At 40.5% G+C, this 19,727-nt stretch carries 21 protein-coding genes; 4 read left to right on the top strand and 17 right to left on the bottom strand.

Annotated elements, in window-relative coordinates; translation table 11 throughout:
• The coding region (locus tag ADM33_RS03545) for a ribonuclease III (protein WP_049503200.1) at positions 1-185 on the bottom strand (185 nt) is incomplete at its 3' end.
• Between the two features lie 153 nt (positions 186-338).
• Between ADM33_RS03545 and ADM33_RS03540 the strand changes: the two genes are divergently transcribed.
• Genes ADM33_RS03540 through ffh form a run of 3 tightly spaced genes read left to right on the top strand, consistent with a single transcriptional unit; the run spans position 339 to position 2,472 of the window.
• The gene (locus ADM33_RS03540) at positions 339-671 is read left to right on the top strand and encodes a putative DNA-binding protein (protein WP_049503199.1); all 333 of its coding nucleotides are present in this window, start codon (positions 339-341) and stop codon (positions 669-671) included.
• A gap of 2 nt (positions 672-673) precedes the next feature.
• Positions 674-889, top strand: coding sequence for a hypothetical protein (locus ADM33_RS03535; protein ID WP_049503198.1), 216 nt, complete (start codon positions 674-676; stop codon positions 887-889).
• Between the two features lie 17 nt (positions 890-906).
• Positions 907-2,472, top strand: coding sequence for a signal recognition particle protein (gene ffh, locus ADM33_RS03530; RefSeq protein WP_000863579.1), 1,566 nt, complete (start codon positions 907-909; stop codon positions 2,470-2,472).
• 23 nt (positions 2,473-2,495) lie between these two features.
• On the opposite strand, the gene ADM33_RS03525 is transcribed toward ffh, so the two are convergent.
• The 6 genes from ADM33_RS03525 to ADM33_RS03500 form a co-directional block, all read right to left on the bottom strand.
• Complete coding sequence (locus ADM33_RS03525) at positions 2,496-3,386, bottom strand: RluA family pseudouridine synthase (RefSeq protein WP_049503197.1); 891 nt, start codon at positions 3,384-3,386, stop codon at positions 2,496-2,498.
• Positions 3,376-3,837 (bottom strand): signal peptidase II, encoded by a 462-nt coding sequence (lspA, locus tag ADM33_RS03520; protein ID WP_049503196.1) that lies wholly within the window; start codon positions 3,835-3,837, stop codon positions 3,376-3,378. The genes ADM33_RS03525 and lspA overlap by 11 nt, the downstream gene beginning before the upstream one ends.
• A complete protein-coding gene (locus ADM33_RS03515) occupies positions 3,834-4,742 on the bottom strand; it encodes a LysR family transcriptional regulator (RefSeq protein ID WP_049503195.1) in 909 nt (302 codons plus the stop codon). Before ADM33_RS03515 ends, lspA begins: the two co-directional genes overlap by 4 nt.
• A 257-nt stretch (positions 4,743-4,999) precedes the next feature.
• Positions 5,000-5,605: a superoxide dismutase SodA gene (gene sodA / locus ADM33_RS03510; RefSeq protein ID WP_006150800.1), complete on the bottom strand. Its 606-nt coding sequence runs from the start codon at positions 5,603-5,605 to the stop codon at positions 5,000-5,002.
• A 69-nt stretch (positions 5,606-5,674) separates the two neighbouring features.
• Positions 5,675-6,712 carry a DNA polymerase III subunit delta gene (holA, locus tag ADM33_RS03505; RefSeq protein ID WP_049503194.1) on the bottom strand — a complete coding sequence of 346 codons (1,038 nt, stop codon included), beginning with the start codon at positions 6,710-6,712 and terminating at the stop codon, positions 5,675-5,677.
• Positions 6,713-6,744: 32 nt separating this feature from the next.
• A complete protein-coding gene (locus ADM33_RS03500; protein WP_049503193.1) occupies positions 6,745-7,680 on the bottom strand; it encodes a dihydroorotate oxidase in 936 nt (311 codons plus the stop codon).
• A gap of 229 nt (positions 7,681-7,909) precedes the next feature.
• Between ADM33_RS03500 and gdhA the strand changes: the two genes are divergently transcribed.
• Positions 7,910-9,256 (top strand): NADP-specific glutamate dehydrogenase, encoded by a 1,347-nt coding sequence (gene gdhA / locus ADM33_RS03495; RefSeq protein ID WP_049503192.1) that lies wholly within the window; start codon positions 7,910-7,912, stop codon positions 9,254-9,256.
• Between the two features lie 82 nt (positions 9,257-9,338).
• On the opposite strand, the gene alaS is transcribed toward gdhA, so the two are convergent.
• From alaS to budA, 10 genes are all read right to left on the bottom strand, one after another.
• Positions 9,339-11,957, bottom strand: coding sequence for an alanine--tRNA ligase (gene alaS, locus ADM33_RS03490; RefSeq protein ID WP_049503191.1), 2,619 nt, complete (start codon positions 11,955-11,957; stop codon positions 9,339-9,341).
• 16 nt (positions 11,958-11,973) lie between these two features.
• On the bottom strand, positions 11,974-12,459 hold the full coding sequence (locus ADM33_RS03485; RefSeq protein ID WP_049503190.1) for an LURP-one-related/scramblase family protein: 486 nt from the start codon (positions 12,457-12,459) through the stop codon (positions 11,974-11,976).
• 273 nt (positions 12,460-12,732) lie between these two features.
• Positions 12,733-12,984 carry a hypothetical protein gene (locus ADM33_RS03480; protein WP_049503189.1) on the bottom strand — a complete coding sequence of 84 codons (252 nt, stop codon included), beginning with the start codon at positions 12,982-12,984 and terminating at the stop codon, positions 12,733-12,735.
• A gap of 140 nt (positions 12,985-13,124) precedes the next feature.
• The gene (locus tag ADM33_RS03475; RefSeq protein ID WP_049503188.1) at positions 13,125-14,195 is read right to left on the bottom strand and encodes an ABC transporter substrate-binding protein; all 1,071 of its coding nucleotides are present in this window, start codon (positions 14,193-14,195) and stop codon (positions 13,125-13,127) included.
• Positions 14,192-14,965 (bottom strand): ABC transporter permease, encoded by a 774-nt coding sequence (locus ADM33_RS03470; protein ID WP_049503187.1) that lies wholly within the window; start codon positions 14,963-14,965, stop codon positions 14,192-14,194. Before ADM33_RS03470 ends, ADM33_RS03475 begins: the two co-directional genes overlap by 4 nt.
• Positions 14,962-15,768: an ABC transporter permease gene (locus ADM33_RS03465; RefSeq protein WP_000754116.1), complete on the bottom strand. Its 807-nt coding sequence runs from the start codon at positions 15,766-15,768 to the stop codon at positions 14,962-14,964. Before ADM33_RS03465 ends, ADM33_RS03470 begins: the two co-directional genes overlap by 4 nt.
• Positions 15,749-16,906 carry an ABC transporter ATP-binding protein gene (locus tag ADM33_RS03460; RefSeq protein WP_036754586.1) on the bottom strand — a complete coding sequence of 386 codons (1,158 nt, stop codon included), beginning with the start codon at positions 16,904-16,906 and terminating at the stop codon, positions 15,749-15,751. The genes ADM33_RS03465 and ADM33_RS03460 overlap by 20 nt, the downstream gene beginning before the upstream one ends.
• Positions 16,907-17,040: 134 nt before the next feature.
• Positions 17,041-17,946, bottom strand: a complete 906-nt coding sequence (gene murB / locus ADM33_RS03455; protein ID WP_049503186.1) for a UDP-N-acetylmuramate dehydrogenase — start codon at positions 17,944-17,946, stop codon at positions 17,041-17,043.
• Between the two features lie 117 nt (positions 17,947-18,063).
• Positions 18,064-18,816: a YhfC family intramembrane metalloprotease gene (locus tag ADM33_RS03450; protein ID WP_049503185.1), complete on the bottom strand. Its 753-nt coding sequence runs from the start codon at positions 18,814-18,816 to the stop codon at positions 18,064-18,066.
• 12 nt (positions 18,817-18,828) lie between these two features.
• On the bottom strand, positions 18,829-19,557 hold the full coding sequence (gene budA, locus ADM33_RS03445; protein ID WP_049503184.1) for an acetolactate decarboxylase: 729 nt from the start codon (positions 19,555-19,557) through the stop codon (positions 18,829-18,831).
• Positions 19,558-19,727 lie beyond the last annotated feature (170 nt).

The following is a 19,727-nucleotide window of genomic DNA, read 5'->3' as shown; positions in this document are numbered from 1 at the left end:
AGATATTCTGAAATTAATAATTGCAGAACAGCGTCTCCTAAAAATTCCAAGCGTTCGTTGTGTGAAATTTTTAAGAGGCGGTGCTCATTGGCATAACTGGTATGGGTAAAAGCTGTTTCAAGTAAGCTTTTATCTGTAAAAACAAGCTCAAAACGGTCTTGTAACACTGATTCTAATTCTTTCATGACTACCTCTTTCTAAATCATTATAATCCTATCCATTATATCAAAAAAAGGCTTCATAGTCAGAAAAGAACAGTGAAAAGCTCATTTTCTAACTTCTAGCTAAAATCAGCCCCCAGCTAGCGAATTGGGCTTTTTTTTGGTATAATAAATCTTATGGAAATTGAAAAAACCAATCGAATGAATGCTCTGTTTGAATTTTATGCAGCCCTTTTAACTGATAAGCAGATGAACTATATCGAACTCTACTATGCAGACGACTATAGTTTAGCTGAAATCGCTGAAGAATTCGGTGTCAGTCGTCAGGCTGTTTATGACAATATCAAGCGAACTGAAAAGATTTTGGAAGACTATGAGATGAAGCTCCATATGTACTCTGATTACATTGTTCGCGGTCAGATTTTTGACCAGATTTTGGAGCGCTACCCAGAAGACAGTTTTCTACAAGAGCAAATTGAGATTTTGACCAGTATTGATAATAGGGAGTAATCATGGAAAATCTTGTTGTCTATAAAGGAATACCTTGCAAACTATTAGCTGCAGAGAAACCATTTCCTACAAGACTACAAATTCTCTCACCTGATTCTATTCCTCAAGCCCTTAAAGAAGGATTTAGCTGTTGGGGATATCCAAATGAAATCATGAAAGAAGTCACAACCGAAGAACTAGAGAGTTTGCAACATTTCGGACGATTTCCACTGAATTGAAAAAATAGGAGAAAATAATGGCATTTGAAAATTTAACAGAACGTTTGCAGAACGTCTTTAAAAACCTACGTAAAAAAGGAAAAATTACAGAGAGCGATATCCAAGAAGCAACCAAGGAAATTCGTCTAGCTCTTTTAGAAGCCGATGTTGCTCTGCCAGTTGTCAAGGATTTTATCAAGAAGGTTCGTGAACGTGCCGTCGGACATGAAGTGATTGATACCCTCAATCCAGCCCAACAAATCATCAAGATTGTCAATGAAGAATTGACAGAAGTTCTTGGCTCGGACACTGCTGAGATTATCAAGTCACCAAAAATCCCAACTATTATCATGATGGTCGGTTTGCAGGGTGCTGGTAAAACAACTTTTGCAGGTAAACTTGCTAACAAACTTAAAAAGGAAGAGGATGCTCGTCCTTTGATGATTGCAGCCGATATCTATCGTCCTGCGGCTATTGACCAATTGAAAACACTGGGGCAACAAATTGATGTACCTGTCTTTGCTCTTGGTACTGAAGTTCCTGCAGTGGAGATTGTTCGCCAAGGTTTGGAGCAAGCAAAAGCTAACCATAACGACTATGTTTTGATTGATACGGCCGGTCGTTTGCAAATTGACGAACTTCTCATGAATGAGCTCCGTGATGTAAAAGCACTTGCTCAACCAAATGAGATTCTCTTGGTCATCGATGCCATGATCGGTCAGGAAGCTGCAAACGTTGCGCGTGAATTTAACGCTCAATTAGAAGTTACCGGTGTCATCCTTACCAAGATTGACGGGGACACTCGTGGTGGTGCTGCCCTCTCTGTTCGTCACATCACAGGAAAACCAATCAAATTCACTGGTACTGGTGAAAAGATTACCGACATTGAAACCTTCCACCCAGACCGTATGGCTAGCCGTATTCTCGGTATGGGGGATATGCTGACTCTGATTGAGAAAGCTTCCCAAGAATACGATGAGCAAAAAGCCCTTGAAATGGCTGAAAAGATGCGGGAAAACACCTTTGATTTCAACGATTTCATCGATCAGTTGGATCAGGTGCAAAATATGGGGCCAATGGAAGATTTGCTCAAGATGATTCCAGGTATGGCCAACAATCCTGCCCTTCAAAATATGAAGGTGGATGAAAAACAAATTGCTCGCAAACGTGCCATCGTATCTTCTATGACTCCAGAAGAACGTGAAAATCCAGATTTGTTGACTCCAAGTCGCCGTCGCCGTATCGCAGCTGGTTCTGGTAATACCTTTATCGAAGTCAACAAGTTCATCAAGGACTTCAACCAAGCTAAACAACTCATGCAAGGTGTCATGTCTGGTGACATGAACAAGATGATGAAACAGATGGGCATCAACCCTAACAACCTTCCTAAAAATATGCCTGGGGGTATGGATATGTCTGCCCTTGAAGGTATGATGGGACAAGGCGGTATGCCTGACCTGTCAGCTCTTGGAGGAGCAGGAATGCCTGATATGAGCCAGATGTTCGGTGGAGGTCTCAAGGGTAAAATCGGTGAATTTGCTATGAAGCAATCCATGAAACGCATGGCCAATAAAATGAAAAAAGCTAAGAAAAAACGTAAATAAAAGGGACTCGCTTGAGTCCTTTTTTAGTTATTTCGAAGTTTTTCCAAAGTCTCTTTAAAGATATCTGGGATATCAGCAGTAAATTCCATAGTTTCCCCTGTTCTTGGATGGGTAAATCCAAGAGTCTTGGCATGAAGAAATTGCCCATGTCCTTTCAAGGTTTTACGAGGGCCATATACCTCATCACCAGCGACTGGATGACCGATGTAAGCCATGTGTACACGGATTTGGTGAGTTCTTCCAGTTTCCAGTTGCAATTCCAGCAATGTATAATCACCGAAACGTTCCAAGACTTGGAAACGTGTCACTGCTGGTTTCCCTTTTGCAGTCACAGCTTGCTTCTTACGGTCTTTTTCGCTACGACCAATCGGTGCCTCAATGACTCCACGGTCATTTGGAAGATTCCCATGAACGATGGCCCAATATTTACGAAGAGACTTTTTGTCCTTCAATTCTTGAGCTAGTGCTAAATGGGCATCATCGTTTTTAGCAATCATCAAGAGTCCAGATGTATCTTTATCAATACGATGGACAATCCCTGGACGCAACACACCGTTGATTCCAGAGAGATCCTTGATATGGTACATGAGGGCGTTAACCAAGGTACCACTGGTATGACCAGCGCTTGGATGAACGACCATCCCTTGAGGTTTATTGACTACTGCTACATCCTCATCTTGATAAATGATTTCTAGAGGAATATCTTCAGCTACATACTCCAAAACCTCTGGTTCTGGCACCTGATAAGTAACGACATCGCCCTCTTGGACCGTATACTTGGCTTTTTTGACCTGACCATTGACCAAGACTTGGCCTGATTTGATTTGTTCATTGGCGAGACTACGGGACAATTCTGTCAAATCTGACAAAGCCTTGTCTAAGCGTAGTCCGCCTCTTTCAATTTTAATTTCCATTCATTTCCTCTTTTAGCATTGCAAGCAATAATACAATCACTCCGACTGTCAGATAGCTATCAGCCACATTAAATATGGCAAAATTAACAAAGTCTAAGTGAAACATATCCACCACAAAGCCTTGACTAACGCGATCGATAAAGTTTCCCAGACCACCTGCAATAATCAAAACCAATCCAAGAACTGTCCAGAAGGAATCCTCTATATGCTTATGCAGATACCAGATAGCTCCTGCCATAACTACAAGAGTTATTACTGCAAAAAACCACTGCTGATCTTGAAGCATTGAAAAGGCTGCCCCCCTATTTTGCAGATAAGTCAAACTGACCAGATTTGGGATCCATGATTTAATTTCACCAAGAGCAATATTCTGAACGACATAAGATTTTACCAATTGATCTAACACAATTAAGATTGCTATGACTCCTGCTACTATTCCTCTTTTTTTCATGCTTTCCTCTTCTGATCAAAATACTCTTGCATAACTTCTACAAATAAGGTTCCCGCTTGGCTCAAGTCTACTTCCTCACGCTTGACATAAACCATGCGATTATTGAGATTATCATTTAGTGGAATAACGGTGATCCCGTTCACACTATCGCTATCTAAGAATCCAGATCCAGTCGCATAAGCATTTGTTCTTTCAAGAATCCCATTTAAGGTAGCGCGGTCAGTTACGTTAAACATTTGAGAGCTAGCACTTGTATCTACAAAGTTCTCTGAGTAATAAAGATACTCATCCTTTTCTTGCGTAAATCGAACCGTTGGTAAATCTGCCAAATCCTCCATGACCAACTCTTTTTTCTTGGCTAAAGGATGTCCTTCACGTAGATAAATGTGCGTTTGGAAAGGAATCAACTCAATCACTTCAAGGCCTAACTTTTCAACCCGTTGCATGATTCCTTTTTGGTTTTGATTATTGAGGTAGATAATTCCAATTTCACTATGTCCTTGGGCTACTTCATCCAAAATCTGAACAGTTGTAGATTCAAAAATACGAAAATTCTTATAATCAGGATATTGTTGCGAAAAAGCTGTAATGGTTGGTGGCAAGAAATCATAGTGCTGGCTGGCTATTGAAAACTCATCTTTTTCCTCTTCAGGATTGGCATACTGATTTTGGAAAACATCAAATCCTTTAACCAACTCTTGGGCCTTTTCATAAAAGTCCATCCCACGACGTGTAAGAAAAGTTCCTGAACTGGTTCTGCGGAAAATCTTAAAGCCAAGCTCTTTTTCCAAGTCTCTTACAGAAATAGATAGACTCGGTTGGCTAACGTACATCTTCTCAGCCGCTTCACGAAAAGTACCACTATTAGCAATAGCTACAACGTAGCGTAATTGTTGAATGTTCATGATTTCTCCTTCGATTTCTATCTTATCATTATACCATAAATCAAGCCTATCCAACAAAGGAAAATCATAAGACAGTTATACTCTTCGAAAATCAAATTCAAACCGCGTCAACGTCGCCTTGCCGTACTCAAGTACAGCCTACGGCTAGTTTCCTAGTTTGCTCTCTGATTTTCATTGAGTATTACTTCTAAGAAAAGCAAACAAAAAACACCTTTCATGTTAGATAAATTTCTAACCAAAAGGTGTTGTTAGTAAGTTTATTTAGCCGCTGCGTAAAGCTCGTCTACTTTATTCCAGTTGATAACTGAGAAGAAAGCTTTGATGTAGTCAGGACGAACGTTACGGTATTTCACGTAGTAAGCATGTTCCCAAACATCCAAGCCCAAGATTGGTTTTTTACCTTCTGAGATTGGTGTGTCTTGGTTTGCTGTTGAAGTTACTTCAAGCTTACCTTCTTTGTTAACAACCAACCAAGCCCATCCAGAACCAAAACGAGTTGTTGCTGCTGCAGTGAAGGCTGCTTGGAATTCTTCGAATGAACCGAAAGTTTCATCGATTGCTGCTGCAAGTTCTGCTGAAGGAGCTGTTTTTTCAGGAGTCATCAATTCCCAGAAAAGAGCGTGGTTCAAGTGTCCACCACCGTTGTTGATAAGCGCTTGACGGATATCAGCTGGTATAGATTCTACGTCAGCAAGCAAAGCTTCAAGGTCTTCACCGATTTCAGGATGTTTTTCAAGAGCTGCATTTGCATTGTTAACGTAAGTTTGGTGGTGTTTGTCATGGTGCAAGTGCATTGTTTCCGCATCGATGTATGGTTCTAATGCATCGTAAGCGTATGGAAGATCTGGTAAGATAATAGCCATCTGTAATACCTCTTTTTCTTTCTATATAATGATGATAACGCAATCATCCTATTTTTTCAAGTTATTTGCTCAATTTGACTGGCTAGCAATCTGCAACAAAGCCTTCTCAAACAGGTAGCCTTTCTCATAAACTCCTGTCTTAATTTGGTAATCAGCTTGGATGAGATAACGAATAGAATTCTGGAGAAAATCAAGGGATAGTCTTCGAGAATCACGAAGGGCAAACTTGATTTGATAGGGATTCGGATTGCGACCAAGATAGTGACCCAAACTGCTGACCATCTGAGACTCTGTCTGACAAGATTCTTGCAAAATTTTTACCTGTGTATAGAGTCTGAACTGCCCCAACATAATGGCAATCAGTTTAATCTCATCTTCTCCCTGCACAGTCAAATCTTTGACTAAATCACGTGCCTGATCAATCTTCTTAGTCAATATTAACTGAGTTAAATCAAAGATATTATCCTGCAAAGTCTTTGGTATGGCTTCAACAATGTCTTCTTCGGTAATCCGGTCATCATCCTTATAAGACTGTAAGAAGAGTAGATTTTTCTGAATTTCACTGAATTGAAAACCTGATTTAATAAGCAACTGTTCGAAGGATTTTCCATCAAAGGTCAGTCCTTGTTCTTGAGACCACTTTTGAAAATAGGATCGCATCTCTTGCTCTTTTGGTTCAAGGGCTTCAAAAATCTTGGCATCCCTCTTTAGAATTTTAACTAGACGCCGCTTGCTGTCTAGTTTACCTTCAGCAAAAATAACTAATTTACTCGTCGGAGATGGGTTTTCCAAATATTCTTCAAAAGCCTTAAGCTCGTCATCAGATAGATAGCGTTTTTTAGCTGTTGTTATATCAAGAAAATGATCTAAAATAACAATTTTTTCATCCGCAAAGAAAGGAAGACTGACCAGCTCTAGTTCCAAGCTTTTGTAGTCTACTTCTTTCATATCAAAATAAGCAAAGTTCAAATCAGCAGAATCGTAGCCGATTTGCTTTAGCACCTGAGTTTTCATGACTTCATACTGTCCTTGATCAGCTCCTGTAAACAAGGTCAAACTAGGTAAGTTTGATAAAGATAGCTTTTGGCTTTCTTCTATTGCTAGCATCATTTCTCCTTTCTTTTTAGTTTCGCTTTTATTTAATCAATATAATTCAATTTACCACGGAAATCTTCAAGGCTTTCATAACCTTTTTCCTTCATAATTTCTTTAAGTTCGTTTGTAATGCGATCAAAAGCACCTACACCTTCTTTGTGCAGGGTAGTTCCTACCTGCACCATGCTGGCACCACATAGGATATGTTCAAAGGCATCACGTCCTGTTAATACTCCACCAGTTCCGATGATTTGAATTTCTGGATTCAAGCGTTGATAAAAAGCATGGACATTAGCAAGGGCTGTTGGTTTGATGTATTCTCCACCAATCCCACCAAAGCCATTCTTAGGACGAATCACGACTGACTCATCTTCTATATAAAGACCATTTCCAATAGAGTTAACACAATTGACAAACTTGAGCGGATATTTGTTAAAGATCGCTGCAGCCTGGTCAAAATGAACAATATCAAAATAAGGTGGAAGCTTAATTCCTAATGGTTTTGTAAAATACTCAAAGACTTCTGACAAGATACGGTCTGTAGTTTCAAAGTCATAGGCAATCTGAGGTTTACCAGGAACATTTGGACATGAGAGATTGAGTTCAGTTAGACCACGAAAATCACTCTCTTGAACCTTTTTCAAAATGGTATGAGTTTCCTCTGGAGACATTCCAACTAATGATAAAAAGAAGGTACGATTTGCTTCCTTTTCTTGTAACTCTAAAAGATAGTTTAAGTAATAATCTAAACCATTATTTGGTAGCCCCATGGAGTTGATAGAACCGAGTGGAACATCTTGATAACGTGGTTCCGGATTTCCCTGACGAAATTCCAAGGTTGCTGTTTTAGTGACAAAGGTTCCCGCTGCTGAGTTTTTGACACCTTCCAACTCCTCAACTGTCATACAAGCAACTCCTGCTGCATTCATCAAGCAATTGTCAAACTCAAAACCAGCAATCTGTGTTTTAGTTGATACCATGATTCTGTTCCTCCAGATTCCTTTTTATGTCTATTATTATACCATACTTTGACTTTTGCTTTTCAATAAAACCATTTCCATAGAAAAGGTTCGTTTTTTAGCATGTTTTGAATCAGTCATTTTAAATTGAAAGAATTTTTAGAAAATTTGTGTTTTTTTCTTTACACTGAAAAAATTTTCTGCTATAATGTCTCATGTAATAAAATATGACAACAAAAAGGAGAACGATATGACATCTGCTAAAGAATATATCCAAAGCGTGTTTGAAACTGTAAAAGCTCGTAACGGGCATGAGGCTGAATTTCTCCAGGCGGTTGAAGAATTCTTCAGCACTTTGGAGCCTGTCTTTGAAAAACACCCTGAGTATATTGAAGAAAATATCTTGGCACGTATCACAGAACCTGAGCGCGTGATTTCTTTCCGTGTTCCTTGGGTTGACCGTGATGGAAAAGTTCAAGTTAACCGTGGTTACCGTGTTCAATTTAACTCAGCTGTTGGACCATATAAAGGTGGACTTCGTTTCCACCCAACTGTAAACCAAGGGATCTTGAAATTCCTCGGATTCGAACAAATCTTTAAAAACGTTTTGACTGGACTTCCAATCGGTGGTGGTAAAGGTGGATCAGACTTCGATCCTAAAGGCAAAACTGATGCTGAAGTGATGCGCTTCTGCCAAAGCTTCATGACTGAATTGCAAAAATACATCGGACCATCTCTTGACGTACCTGCTGGTGATATCGGTGTTGGTGGACGTGAGATTGGTTACCTTTACGGACAATACAAACGCCTCAACCAATTTGATGCTGGTGTCTTGACTGGTAAACCTCTTGGATTTGGTGGTAGCTTGATCCGTCCAGAAGCAACTGGTTACGGTTTGGTTTACTACACTGAAGAAATGCTCAAGGCAAACGGAAACAGTTTTGCAGGTAAGAAAGTGGTTATTTCTGGTTCTGGTAACGTTGCTCAGTTTGCCCTTCAAAAAGCAACTGAACTTGGTGCTACAGTTATTTCTGTATCTGACTCAAATGGTTATGTCATTGATGAAAATGGTATCGACTTTGACCTTTTGTCAGATGTTAAAAACAACCGTCGTGCTCGTTTGACTGAGTACGCTGCAGAAAAACCAACTGCTACTTACTACGAAGGTTCTGTATGGACTTACACCGGAAACTACGATATCGCTCTTCCATGTGCGACTCAAAACGAGATCAACGGTGAAGCTGCGAAACGCTTTGTTGCTCAAGGAGTTATCTGTGTATCTGAAGGTGCTAACATGCCTAGCGACCTTGAAGCTATCAAAGTCTACAAGGAAAATGGAATCCTTTACGGACCTGCCAAAGCTGCCAATGCTGGTGGGGTAGCTGTATCAGCTCTTGAAATGAGCCAAAACAGCCTTCGCCTTTCATGGACACGTGAAGAAGTTGACGGTCGTTTGAAAGATATCATGACTAACATCTTCAACACTGCTAAAACAACTGCAGAAACTTACGGTCTTGGTACTGACTACCTTGCAGGTGCAAACATTGCAGCCTTTGAAAATGTAGCAAACGCTATGATTGCTCAAGGGATTGTTTAATTCTAAAAATGAACTCCTCACAATTCGTGGGGAGTTTTTCTGATGCAAAAAATACCTACCCAAATGGATAGGTATTTTTAGATTACAATTTACCTGCTACAGCATCCAATAATTCTTGAATTTTTGCTTGGTTGCTTCCTCCTGCCATGGCCATGTCTGGTTTTCCACCACCACGTCCATCGACGATTGGAGCCAATTCTTTGACAAGGTTTCCTGCGTGTACCTCTTTTGTCTTGCTGGCTACAAGGACATTGACTTTGTCACCGATTGCTGCGACAAGAACAAGCACATCAGAGTAATCTTTTTGTTTCCAGTTATCCGCAAAGGTACGAAGGGCACCTGCATCTGATACAGAAACTTGGCTGGCAATGTAACGAAGTCCGTTTGCTTCTTGAACATTCTTGAAGACATCACCTGCTGCCGCTGCTGCTGCTTTTTCCTTCAATTCTGCATTTTCTTTTTGCAATTGACGAAGTTGTTCCTGAAGTCCTTCAACTTTGTGAGGTACTTCTTTGAGTTGAGGTGCTTTCAAGGTTGCTGCTACTGCTTTCAGTGCATCTTCTTGTTCACGATAAGCTTCAAAGGCTTCCTTACCAGTCACTGCCAAGATACGACGAGTTCCTGATCCAATCCCTTCTTCTTTGACAATCTTGAAGAGACCGATTTCAGAAGTGTTACCTACGTGAGTACCACCACAAAGTTCAACTGAGTAGTCACCAATCGTCACAACACGAACTTCCTTACCGTATTTCTCACCAAAGAGGGCCATAGCTCCCATTTCTTTGGCTGTGTCGATATCAGTCTCAACAGTTTTGACTACAATAGCTTCCCAGATCTTCTCATTGACTTGTTGCTCAATAGCACGCAATTCTTCTGGTGTCACGGCTTGGAAGTGGGTGAAGTCAAAGCGGAGGAATTCTACTTCATTAAGTGAACCTGCTTGAGTTGCATGGTGGCCAAGGATATTGTGAAGGGCTGCATGGAGCAAGTGAGTTGCTGTGTGGTTCTTCATGACACGGTGACGACGATTACTATCGATGACCAAAGTGTATTCTTGGTTTAAAGCAAGAGGAGCAAGAACTTCAACGGTGTGCAATGCTTGTCCGTTTGGTGCTTTTTGAACGTCTGTTACAGTCGCTACAACATTTCCTGCAGCATCCAAGATTTGACCGTGGTCCGCAACTTGTCCACCCATTTCAGCGTAGAATGGTGTTTCTGCAAAGATAAGTGAAGCAGTTCCTTCTGATACACTTTCTACTTCAGCATTGTTCGCTACGATAGCCACTAACTTAGAAGACAATTGGCTAGCATTGTAGTTGAAGACACTCTCAACAGTAATGTTTTGAAGGGTTTCGTTCTGCATACCCATAGATCCGCCTTTGACAGCAGACGCACGCGCACGTTCTTGTTGTTCCTTCATGGCTGCTTCAAATCCTTCACGGTCTACAGTCATTCCTGCTTCTTCAGCGATCTCTTCTGTCAACTCTACTGGGAATCCGTATGTATCATAGAGTTTAAAGACATCTTGACCAGCAATGACAGATTGTCCTTTTTCTTTCAAGTCTGCTACGATACCCTGGGCAAAGTGTTGACCTGAGTGAAGAGTACGAGCAAATGACTCTTCTTCACTCTTAACGATTTTCTCAATAAAGTCACGTTTTTCAAGAACTTCTGGGTAGTAGCTTTCCATGATTTTTCCAACAGTTGGAACGAGTTTGTAAAGGAAAGGCTCATTGATACCCAATTTTTGACCATGCATAGAGGCACGGCGGAGAAGACGACGGAGGACATAACCACGACCTTCATTTCCAGGAAGGGCACCATCACCGATGGCAAATGAAAGAGAACGGATATGGTCTGCAATAACCTTGAAGCTCATGTTGTCGCCATCTTGATCGTAAACCTTACCAGATAATTTCTCAACTTCACGGATGATCGGCATGAAGAGGTCTGTTTCAAAGTTTGTCTTAGCCCCTTGAATAACTGCCACCAAACGCTCCAAACCAGCGCCCGTATCAATGTTTTTGTGTGGCAATTCCTTGTACTCGCTACGAGGAACAGCAGGGTCTGCGTTAAATTGTGACAAAACGATGTTCCAGATTTCGATATAACGATCATTTTCGATATCTTCTGCAAGAAGACGAAGACCGATATTTTCTGGGTCAAAGGCTTCTCCACGGTCGAAGAAGATTTCTGTATCAGGTCCAGAAGGTCCAGCACCGATTTCCCAGAAGTTATCTTCGATTGGGATCAAATGACTTGGATCTACTCCCACTTCAATCCAGCGGTTGTATGAATCTTTGTCATCTGGATAATAAGTCATGTAAAGTTTGTCTTTAGGGAAGTCAAACCACTCAGGACTTGTTAAAAGCTCATATGCCCATGTAATGGCTTCGTCACGGAAGTAATCCCCGATTGAGAAGTTCCCCAACATTTCAAACATAGTATGGTGACGAGCAGTCTTCCCTACGTTTTCGATATCGTTGGTACGGATGGCTTTTTGCGCATTGGTAATCCGTGGGTTTTCAGGGATAATAGTTCCATCAAAGTATTTTTTAAGAGTGGCAACCCCTGAGTTGATCCACAAAAGTGTTGGGTCGTTTACTGGAACCAAACTCACTGATGGTTCTACAGAGTGGCCTTTTGTAGCCCAGAAATCAAGCCACATTTGGCGGACTTGTGCACTAGATAATTGTTTCATATGTATCTCCTTTTTACTAATTTGATTGGCTTTCTAGCATTTCCACATAGTCGATAGCGACACAGAGGGAAATGACTAGGTCTGCATAAGATTCGTCATAGACGGTTACGGTATAGGTAGAGGTTAAATGGAAAAGTTCCTTGGCAATCTCCGCAATTACTTGGTCACGATCGTCTAGCAATTTAAAATTCAAATCCCAGACATTTCCTTCGATACGAAGACCGAGATTGTCAAACTCATACTTATCTCTGAAGAAAGTCAACTTCTTTCGGATATAAAAATGATCTCCATTACTGAGTTGAATCTCAAAACGAGGTAGAAAAGTTAAGACTTCCTTACTAATCTCACTGACCTGTTCACCAGCAACATCATAGATGGTAAAGGTTTTAGGAATCTTAAAAAAAGAACCTTCAACCTGATAGGCGACATTGCCCAACTCATCCTTGATATCAAAGCGTTCACCACCTAGGCGAAATTTTTGTTTAACAAGAAATGTTCTCATAAACACCTCCAAAAATAAAAGACAAATCCATGTCACGAAGGGCGAAAAACCGCGGTACCACCTTCATTCAATGAACTTGTCATTCTTTCGTTCTTATGCAATTGTTGGATTGAGTAGCATGACTTTCTATCTTAGATGGCTCGCAGCACCGCCAATTCTCTGAACTAAGATGGAGAGAAAATCAATTCTCAACTTTCTTATTATATCGTTTTTTTAAGTCTGCGTCAACTGGAAATAATCCTCATTTAAATAACCAACTCCCTAAATCTCTGGTTACTTTTTCAGAATATATTTTTTCTTACTGCCATTTTTCTTTTTATCCCAACTTTTATTCCAAAGTTTTGAATTGTTAAAGATAGCTTCGAAAATATTTACAAATATAAAGAACCCTATCACCAAATGTATGGAATCAGTTGTTAGGTATTGTCGATCCAAACCATCCTTTAGAGAGAATAGTATAACAGTTTGCTGAACAATCAAAAAGGTTGGCCAATAACTTTTTTTGAAAAAAGTAGACATTTTCATGATTTGTTATCGCTTTCTATTATTATAAACTTAGTATACTACTAGGCTATAAAATAAGCAAATAGGATAGTAAAAATACACAGCTATAGAACTATTCAAAAAACGAACCAATTTAACTGATTCGTTCTTTTTGTTTACTCCTACTTTCGATACATCTTAAATTGTAGGAAGAGGTCGCTGTAGATTCCTGTCCATTTATGATCAAATTTCTCATAAACTTCTAGGTGTTTCATAGTGTCTGCATCTGGATAAAAGGACTTGTCCTCTTTTGTCTCCTCTGGAAGCATTTCCTTAGCAGCATTGTTTGGTGTTGAATAGCCGACATACTCTGCATTTTTTAGAGCATTTTCAGGCTTCAACATGAAATTGATAAAGGCATAAGCCGCATCTTGGTTTTTAACTGTCTTTGGTATCACCATATTGTCAAACCAGAGATTACTTGCCTCTGTCGGTACGACATAGCGGAGATTTTCATTTTTCTCCAGCATCTGGCTGGCTTCCCCTGAGAAGGTCACACCAATGGCAGCATTGTTCTGAATCATGTAACCCTTCATCTCATCCGCCACAATAGCCTTGATATTTGGAGTTAGCTTGTAGAGCTTATCGACCGTTTCCTCCAACTGCTGTGGATCTTTAGAGTTGAGGCTATAGCCTAGTGAGTTAAGACCTAAACCAAGTACTTCACGCGCCCCATCAAAAAGCATAATAGAGTTTTTATACTCTGGCTTCCAAAGGTCGTCCCAATGTTCAGGCGCTTCTTCCACCATAGTTTCATTGTAGACGATTCCCAAGGTCCCCCAGAAGTATGGGATAGAGTACTGGTTGTTGGGATCAAAGGATTGGTTGAGAAATTCAGAACCGATATTCTCAATGCCCTCAATCTTACTATAATCCAGTGGAACTAGAAGGTCTTCATCCTTCATCTTGTTAATCATGTACTCACTTGGGATGGCAATATCATAGGTTGTCCCCCCCTGCTTAATCTTGGTATACATGGCTTCGTTGGAGTCAAAGGTCTCATACTGGACTTGGATTCCTGTTTCTTCTGTAAATTTCTCCAGAAGTTCAGGGGCGATATAGTCTCCCCAGTTGTAGATAACCAATTTTTGACTATCGCGACTATTGATTTTACTGTCAAGATGGTAAGAAATTCCCCACAAAACAAGGATAATGGCTAGAATTCCTGCTAAAAATGAATAGAGTCGTTTCATGCTTGCTCCTCCTTCTCACGTGAAATGAAGTAATATCCGACAACTAGGATAATACTAAAGAGAAAGACCAAGGCTGAAAGAGCATTGATTTCTAGCGAAATTCCCTTACGAGCTCGAGAGTAGATCTCGACTGAGAGGGTTGAAAAACCATTTCCCGTTACAAAGAAGGTCACAGCAAAGTCATCTAGTGAATAGGTGAAAGCCATAAAGTAGCCTGCGATAATAGAAGGCGTTAGGTAAGGGAGCATGATTTCCTTGAACATTTGGAACTGACTAGCCCCAAGGTCATAGGCCGCATGAATCATATCTCCATTCATCTCTTTCAATCGAGGCAAGACCATGAGCACTACGATTGGAATTGAGAAGGCAACGTGACTGGACAAGACTGTCAGAAAACCAAGCGAAAACTTGAGTTGGGTAAAGAGAATTAAGAAGCTGGCACCAATCATAACGTCGGGTGCAACCATCAAAATATTATTGAGAGATAGAAAGGCTTCTTGGTACTTTTTACGTGATTGATAGATGTAGATAGCACCAAAGGTACCAATCACTGTCGCAATCAGGGCTGATAGGAAGGCTAGTAAGAAGGTTTGAACTAAAATTAACATGAGCCTTCCATCACCAAACATAGCCTCAAAGTGAGTCCAGCTAAAACCTGTAAAGCTATTCATATCATCCCCGGCATTAAAGGCATAGCCGATCAGGTAAAAGATTGGCAAATAAAGGACGATAAAGACAAAGGCTAGGTAAAGATTCGATAATTTTTTCATCGTTCTCTCCTTTCCTTAGTCACCCACATGGTGATAAACATAGTCAGGATAAGAACAACACCGATAGTTGAACCCATGCCGTAGTTGTCATTGGTCAAGAAGTTCTGCTCGATTGCAGTCCCCAAAGTAATCACTCGATTTCCCCCAATCAAACGGGTCAACATGAAGAGACTCAAACTTGGGATAAAGACAGATTGAACCCCACTTCTTACCCCATTCATAGACAGAGGGAAGATGACATGGCGGAAGGTTTCCCACTTGGTTGCACCAAGGTCATAGCTAGCATTGATGAGATTGTTATCCATATCATCCAAGACATTGAAGATGGGCAAAATCATAAATGGAAGCTCGATGTAGCTTGCGACAAAGATAAAGGAGAAATCTGTAAATAGCAACTGCTGAGAACCAATTCCGATAAATTCTAAGAATTGGTTAATAGAGCCATTTTGACCAAAAATCCCGATAAAGGCATAAGCCTTAAGGAGAAGATTAATCCAGGTTGGCAAGATAATCAGCATGAGCCAGAGTTGACGGTGTTTGAGACGAGTCAAAAAGAGGGCTGTCGGATAACTGATAAGAAGCGTCACTAGAGTCACAATCCCAGCATAGAGAACTGAGTTGAAGCTCATTTTGAGGTAGGTTAAGTTTTGCGACGCAAAATAGGATTTATAGTTTTCTAAACTAAACTGGCCTTCGATGTTGAAAAATGATTGTCCAAAAATCAAGACCAAGGGTGCCAATACAAAGAGTGCAATCCAAAGCATGTAGGGCACTACAAAGAGTTTAGAGGTTGTTTTCTTCATCTCTTTCCTCCTCAATAGCGTTAATCAAACCTGCTTCATGCTCTTCGATTTCTACGTATTCTTCGATACGAGCATCGAACTCTTCTTCTGTTTCATTGAGACGCATGATGTGGATGTCTTCTGGTTCAAAGTCCAGACCGATTTCCTCACCAACGATGGCCTTACGAGTCGAATGAATCATCCATTCATTGCCAAGTTCATCATAAGCAATAATCTCATAATGAACCCCACGGAAAAGCTGGGTATCGACCTTAACTTGAAGTTTTCCTTCTTCTGGAAGAGTAATGCGCAAGTCCTCTGGACGAATAACGACTTCGACCGGTTCATTTGGCTTCATCCCACCGTCGACCGCTTCAAATCGTTTGCCATTGAACTCGACCAAGTAGTCCTCAATCATGGTTCCTGGCAAGATATTTGATTCACCGATGAAGGTGGCTACAAAGTGGTTAATGGGCTCATCATAGATATCAACTGGTGTACCAGACTGAACGATTTCACCGTCATTCATAACAAAAATCCAGTCGCTCATGGCCAAGGCTTCTTCCTGATCATGAGTAACAAAGACAAAGGTGATACCCAAACGTTGTTGCAGTTCACGTAGTTCGTACTGCATGTCTGTCCGCAACTTCAAGTCAAGTGCTGATAAAGGCTCATCCAAGAGCACCACACGAGGCTGGTTGATAATCGCACGCGCAATAGCTACACGCTGACGTTGTCCTCCAGATAACCTACGGATAGAACGTTTTTCATATCCTTCAAGCTGTACCATCTTGAGAACTTCTAAGACACGTTTTTCGATTTCTTTTTTATCGACCTTGCGTAATCGCAATGGAAAGGCAACATTTTCAAAGACATTCATGTGCGGGAACAAGGCGTAAGATTGGAAGACTGTATGAACATCACGTTTATTGGTCGGGATGTCATTGATACGAACACCGTCTAGCAAAATATCACCCGTCGTTGCATCAAGCAAACCTGCAATGATATTTAGGATGGTTGATTTTCCTGAACCAGAAGCTCCTAGCAGTGTATAAAATTTTCCTTCTTCCAACTCAAAGTTAATATCCTTGAGAACTTTAGTGTCACTATCTTCAAAAACTTTAGAAACGTTTCTGAATTCGATAATTGGTTTTTTCAATTCCTCTAAATTCCTTTTTCTTCGTAAATTAACAGATTGGGACCTTGTTAAATGCTAGCAATAACTATAAGGAATTGACCCAAACCATATCTAGCGATAAAATCCCAATTTTTGTATAATGTTTAATAATAATGTTATTCGTGTTCACCCAAGATACGAACTTCTCGCTCAAGAGTAACACCCGAGTGTTCTTTAACTTTTTCAATGACAGACTCAATCAAGTCTTCATAATCTCTAGCAGTTCCATCAGCAACATTAATCATAAAACCTGCGTGCTTTTCTGAGACTTCAACGCCACCGATACGGTAGCCCTTCAAACCAGCTTCTGAAATCAATTGCCCTGCAAAATGACCTACCGGACGTTTAAAGACTGAACCACAAGAAGGATACTCTAAAGGTTGCTTGAGTTCACGAAGGTGGGTCAAACGTTCCATTTCTTGCTTGATGACTTGGTGATTACCTGGAGCTAAGGCAAACTTAGCAGATAGGACTACTGCCCCTGACGCTTGAATGGCTGAATGACGATAACCAAAGGTCAAGTCTTTAGCAGATAGGGTTTCGATTTCACCTTCCTTAGTCAAGATTTGACAAGACTGGAGAACATGAGCAATCTCACCACCATAAGCGCCAGCATTCATAAAGACAGCACCACCGACGCTTCCTGGAATACCACAAGCAAACTCAAAGCCAGTCAAACTATGACGTAGGGCAATACGAGTAGTTTCAATCAAGTTAGCTCCAGCTTCTGCCTCAATGGTATAGCCATCAACAGAGACATTATTAAGCTTGTCACACATGATTACAAAGCCAGGAACTCCGCCTTCTCGGACGATAATGTTACTGGCATTTCCAAGAACCATCCAAGGAATGTTTTCCTGATTGGCAAACTTGACTACACGAGCCATCTCATAGCGATTGCGTGGAAAAACTAAATAATCTGCCTTCCCTCCAACTTTGGTATAGGTATAAGTTTTTAGCGGTTCATCGAATCGAATATCGATTCCTTCTAGTGTTTCTTTTAGTTTATCTAATACGGTCATTTTTCTAATCCTTTTATAAAATTCATTCCATTATACCATTTTTAGCTCTATTTTTCGATGATTTGGTTAGCTTTTTCAAAAGCTCAAACTAAAAAGAGGATGAACCTCTTTTTTGTATTATTGCTTTTTATAAAAGATCGATTTTGTAAAGTAAATAAAAATAATAACTTCCACTGCTAACAATCCTTCTACGAGAAGGGGATTTGACAACCAGCCAACTTGAGATAGGCTCGGAGCCAAATCAAATAGGGCGTGTAAACCATAAGCAGCTACCAGGTAAATCCATTTCTTTTGGCGAACTGCTTGATAAACCCAGAAAGAGAGACCGATTTGCATAACAAGAGCAAGCACACGCTCAACACCGAGTAAATAAACCTGCCATCCAGATAGAGATTGTACTGTTTCAAGTGTATTTTGGGGAAGGAGATTTGCCAAATCTGGATTTGAAGACTCTAATAACGAAAAGAGAATCAAAAGACTAATCAAGCTTCCCATTCCGAGGTAGAGCAATTCCAAGCCACCATGTCCCAATCCATAAGCAAGGGCATCAGAATCTTCCAAAGTTCTTTTCTTCTCTAACCATTTAAAGAAAATAAGTCGAGCTGTTTCTTCAAACAAAGCAGCCATACAGATCCCGTAAATCACATAGAGAAGGGGATTTTCCGTCATTAGTGGAACTGTCCCATCCTTTCGTGGATGAAGAACCAAGAGATGAACGATTTTCTCTAAGACCTGAGATGAAGCAAAAAATGCAACTGCCCCAAGTCCCAAAACTGCAAAATTAATCTTGTATTTCTTTCTTGCATACCAAACTGCTGCAACGAGGACGGCAAACAAGACCAGCATCGTTATTATTACATGAATTTTCATATTTGACTCCTATTATTCTGCCTGTTCGATATCTTTTTTCATCTCGTCAACGTTAAACTTAGCAAAGAGGTACTGACGATCCTGAACAGGAAAACGTTGATCCAACTGGTCAACTGCACCCACTTCTACAATACCTTCCTTGATGACAAAATCCATAACATGGCCACCAAAGGTTAGGTCATCTGAGATAAAGTGTAGATGGTAACCAGCAACACTAACTCCATGGAATATTTCAGGTGTCCAAAAACCAACGATAGTTCCCGAGACATTGTCGCAGCTATATTCAGGCTGATGCGTCGCAACCTCAGCAAACTTCGTTTCAGTTGTTGATTTTGGAATCATACGAACATGCATGTGTTTAAAATCACCATGAATCTTGATGGAACGGAAAAGATTCTCTCCATCATAATAGGACTCAATACGTTTTTCAAGTTCCTGATCAGTCATTTCAAAACGCTGACGGAAAATAACTTCTGCCTGGTGGGGTACAACTGCTGCATAGGGGATCAAAGCATCTGGTGAAACTTCCACAATTTCAGGTTTCTCACCTGATCCCTTAGCCTGATAAGCTTTCCCATCTAAGACAATCAATTCTCCATCGATAGAATCCAGGGTTCCTAATCCTAAATCACCATGTTCAAGTAACTCACCAACTGTCATGGTCCCACCGTAAAGTCCCGCCATCAAGGCTCCCAAAGTATTATATTGGAATAATTTTACTGGTTCTTGCACCTTCATCATCTCACTCTTCTTTGAAAATTTTACTTACTAAGTATATCACATTTCTGATTAGAATTGAATGCCAGACTGCCTTTTAATACTCAATAAAAATCAAAGAGCAAACTAGGAAACTAGCCGCAGGTTGCTCAAAACACTGTTTTGAGGTTGTGGATAGAACTGACGAAGTCAGT

Source organism: Streptococcus oralis (assembly GCF_001075875.1).
Taxonomy (GTDB): domain Bacteria; phylum Bacillota; class Bacilli; order Lactobacillales; family Streptococcaceae; genus Streptococcus; species Streptococcus oralis_I.
The sequence above is the reverse complement of the archived record's forward strand: the minus strand, read 5'-3'. Positions and strand labels throughout refer to the sequence as shown.